4 protein-coding genes are annotated in these 3538 nt (G+C 68.8%); 2 read left to right on the forward strand and 2 right to left on the reverse strand.

Features of this window, described 5'->3' with window-relative positions; genetic code table 11:
* Window positions 1–438: 438 nt before the first annotated feature.
* Both KN815_RS33775 and KN815_RS33780 read left to right on the forward strand, forming a co-directional pair.
* Entirely contained in the window at window positions 439–909 is a 471-nt protein-coding gene (locus tag KN815_RS33775) for a MarR family winged helix-turn-helix transcriptional regulator (protein WP_216345656.1), read from the forward strand.
* Window positions 910–913: 4 nt separating this feature from the next.
* Window positions 914–1801, forward strand: a complete 888-nt coding sequence (locus tag KN815_RS33780) for an SDR family NAD(P)-dependent oxidoreductase (protein WP_216345657.1) — start codon at window positions 914–916, stop codon at window positions 1799–1801.
* Here KN815_RS33780 and KN815_RS33785 read toward each other — a convergent pair.
* Entirely contained in the window at window positions 1785–1988 is a 204-nt protein-coding gene (locus KN815_RS33785; protein WP_216345658.1) for a hypothetical protein, read from the reverse strand. The genes KN815_RS33780 and KN815_RS33785 overlap by 17 nt on opposite strands.
* Before the next feature lie 106 nt (window positions 1989–2094).
* On the reverse strand, window positions 2095–3538 hold a 1444-nt coding region (locus KN815_RS33790), incomplete at its 5' end, for a flavin monoamine oxidase family protein (protein ID WP_216345659.1).

Genomic DNA, 3538 nt, shown 5'->3' on the forward strand with positions numbered 1-3538 from the left:
CGACTCGCGGGGCACGATGAGTGGCATGTGGAGGGGATACGCGGAGCCGCCACCGACCGCTGCCGTACGAAGGACGGCCGAGACGGCAATGGATGCGGCCAGAAAGACATCGGTTGCCCGTGAAGGTGGCGGTGTGCTTTCTGTGCCCATATTGATTCCCCCGTTCGGTGCTCATGCAGGCGGCGCTGTTCGTCGAAGCCGCCGCGGTGGCAACGCACCCCGAGTGATGCTCGGGAAATCCCGATCATCACGACCGGGCGAGTTGCGGGACCGATGATCGCCGGAACCGCGCTGGGTGTCCTCGGTCAAGTGCCCTATCGAGGGCAGCGCGGCAGGGGTGTGAGCCGAGGGTTCAGGTGCTCGCTCCCTGGTCGACGTGCTGGTCTCCTACATACATGGAAGTTCCAATAATGGGAACTTCCATGTATGGTGAGGCGTGTGGACGATGCGCGCTTGGACCAGGATCTGATCGGCTACCTGTTCGCCCTGCGCGACCAGGTTCAGGCTGAGCTGAAGGTTCTGCTCCGTGAACTGGAGCTGACCGATGCGCAGGCCGACGCGCTGTGGCGGCTCAGTGGCGAGCGGGAGATGACCGCGCGCCGCCTGGCCGACCGGCTGAACTGCGACGCGTCGACCGCCACCTCCATGATCGACCGCTTGGAGAAGCACGGGCTGGTCAGCCGAGTGCCCCACCCCACCGACCGCCGCGCGAAGATCGTCCAGCTCACGCCTCAAGGGTGCGAGCTGCGTGACCGCGTCATCCGGCACACCGCCGAACGGTCACCCTTCGCCCGCCTCGACCACGACAGCAGGCTCCGTCTGCACGTGCTGTTCCGCGAGGCGGCGGGCGATACCCCAGTCGCGCCCGGAGCCAGCGGCCGGGACGACCACGAAGAGGAAGAACCATGAGGTCATGAGCCCCAGGACCATCGTCATCACCGGTGGCGCAGGAGGTCTGGGCCTGGTGGCGGCACGCCACCTCGTCCAGGCCGGAACGAACGTGATCCTCGTCGGCCGGGACGCGGTACGCACTGCCGCCGCGGCCGACGGTCTGCGCGACCTGGCTCCCGTCGGCATCGATGCCGTCCCGACCCGGGCGTACGCGGCCGACCTGTCGCGGTGGGCGCAAGTGCGCGACCTGGCCGCGAAGCTGGCGGACGACGGCATACGTGTCGATGTTCTGGTCAACAACGCCGGAGCGGCGTTCCCCCGCTACGGGCAAACCCCGGACGGCGTCGAGCGCACCTACGCCCTGAACCACCACGCACCTTTTCTGCTGACGCACTCCCTCCTCGCGACGGGCACATTCACCACCGACGCCCGGATCATCAACCTGTCCACCTTCGTGGAGAAGCGCGGCAGACTCGACACGACCGATCCCGACGTCTCCGGCACCTCATGGCGCGATCGGTTCTACTCCCAGATCCACGTGTACGCCACGAGCAAGCTGCTCGGGCTCCTGGCAACCAGGGAACTCGCCCGCCGTCTGCCCGACGGCCTGCGGATCTACAGCGCCAACCCCGGCATGGTGAAGAACACCAGCATGAACACCAACGCCGGTGGACTGATGCGGCTGACCGCCCCGCTGTTCCGGCCCCTCTCCATCACGCCGGATCAGGGTGTGCGCACCACGCTGTGGCTCGCCACCGCCTCGCCCGCTCCGCAACCCAGCGGAGGCTTCTTCACCAAGTCCCAACCGGCGACGCCCTCTCGACTGGCCCAGGACACCGCCCTCGCCCGCACCGTCTATGAACGGACGGCAGCCCTCCTCGGCACTGAGGTGCTCACAACCGGCCGGTGAGACTGGCCGTGTGGTCATCCACACCGCCGGACACATCCCTTGGTCGCGGCAGTCGCGCCGCGCAGTCGTCGGTGACCTCGCCCCGGATACGTCCGGCGACCCGACCCCAGTCGGGGGTCACCTCCGCTCCACCGGCGGGGGAGGACGCGCGGCCCGCCTCGGCGAGCGGGTAGAGGCGGTGGGGCACCGGGTCGTGCCCCTCGGCGCACGGGGCCGTGCCCGAGAACGAACGCCGGGCACGGCCCCCTCCCTCGCGGTGGGCGTGCTATCTCATGGCAGGCGCCGACTGATCGTCAGATCTGGTCGGCGATCTCCGTCGCGACGCGATCGCCGGAGGCCACGGCCGCGTTCAGGGTGGAGTTGTCGACATCGGTGTGCTCGCCCGCGAAGTGGATGCGGCCTTCCTGCATGCCTTCGCAGCCTGCGATGGAGGTGTACTGGCCGACCTTGTAGTAGTGGTAGGCGCCCAGGGACCAAGGGTCGCGCGACCAGTGGTCCTCGTACGCCTTGCCGGTGAAGGCCGCCGTGGTGCCGGGGAACAGGTGCTCGATCTGGGACATGAACCAGTTCACGTCCGCGGCGGGTGCCGGGCCGTGGGCGGCTCCCGTGAGCGTGTCGCGGGCCGTGTTCCCGCCCAGGAAGTTGACCAGCAGCGAGGGCGATCCGTTGGGTCCGCGGTCGACCGAGCCGTCCCAGGACGTCTGGTAGCCGAGCGGGCCCGTGTTGCTGATGCCGTTGTAGCCGAGTCTCGGCCAGGTCTTCGTCGACTGCTGGGTCACGAGCTTGGCGTTCTGGCCCATTCCCTGCTGCTGGATGGCGGTCAGCTTGAGTGAGGACAGGTTCGCCCCGGAGAGATCGACAGCGCGCAGGGTGCTGAACGGCAGGGCCAACACCACATGGTCGGCAGGCACGGAGACCGTGCTGCCGTCCTGGTCGAAAGTGCAGGTGTACGTGGAGTCGCTGTTTTGGCGCAGGGCGATCAGTTCGTATCCCTGGCGGACGGTTCCGGGCGGAAGCTGTGTTGCCATCCCGCTGACGAGCTGGTCGTTGCCGCCGATGAGGTGGTACTTCTCATCGAAGCCGCGTGCGCCGTCGAAGACGGACGAACCCCCGAGGAAGCCGATCATCCCCAGCGCGGAAGCCTCGGCGGGCTCACCGCCCGACTGGAGCTGGAGGGCCTGGATCACCTGGCCGAGCCGGGAGTCGGCGGCCAGGCCGATCTGCTTGAGGTAGTCCAGACAGGAAAGCTGGTCCAGGCGGTGGGCCTCCGGGGTGTAGCTGTTGTAGCGCGCGGTGCCGGCCGCGGCGTACGAGGCGCTGAAGGCGTCGTATGCCTCGGCGACCCAGTCGTCCTGCTGCTGGGTTCCGGGGTAGGAGGTGTTGTCGACCCAGGCGGCGTAGTCCCCGCCGCCCAGCTCGCCGCCGTTCGCACGCTCAGTTCTGAGGCCGAGGTCGCGGGCCAGGTTGAGGATCGCGGTGTCGGTCGAGCTGATGAACGAGCCGCCGTGCTCACCGATGAGGCCGTCGTCGAAAAAGCCGCGCAGGGACCAGCAACGGCCGCCGATGCGGGTGGTGTTCGCCTCGTAGACGGTGCTGGCGAGTGGGCTGCCCTGGGTCCACAGCCGGTGCGCGCAGCGGAGTCCCGCGAGACCCGCGCCGATGATCACGATGCGCGGTCCGGTCGCCGCCGATGCCCGCTGCGGGGCGAGCAGCCCGCCGGGCAGCGCCGCGGCGGCG

The organism is Streptomyces niphimycinicus, assembly GCF_018883605.1.
GTDB lineage: Bacteria > Actinomycetota > Actinomycetes > Streptomycetales > Streptomycetaceae > Streptomyces > Streptomyces niphimycinicus.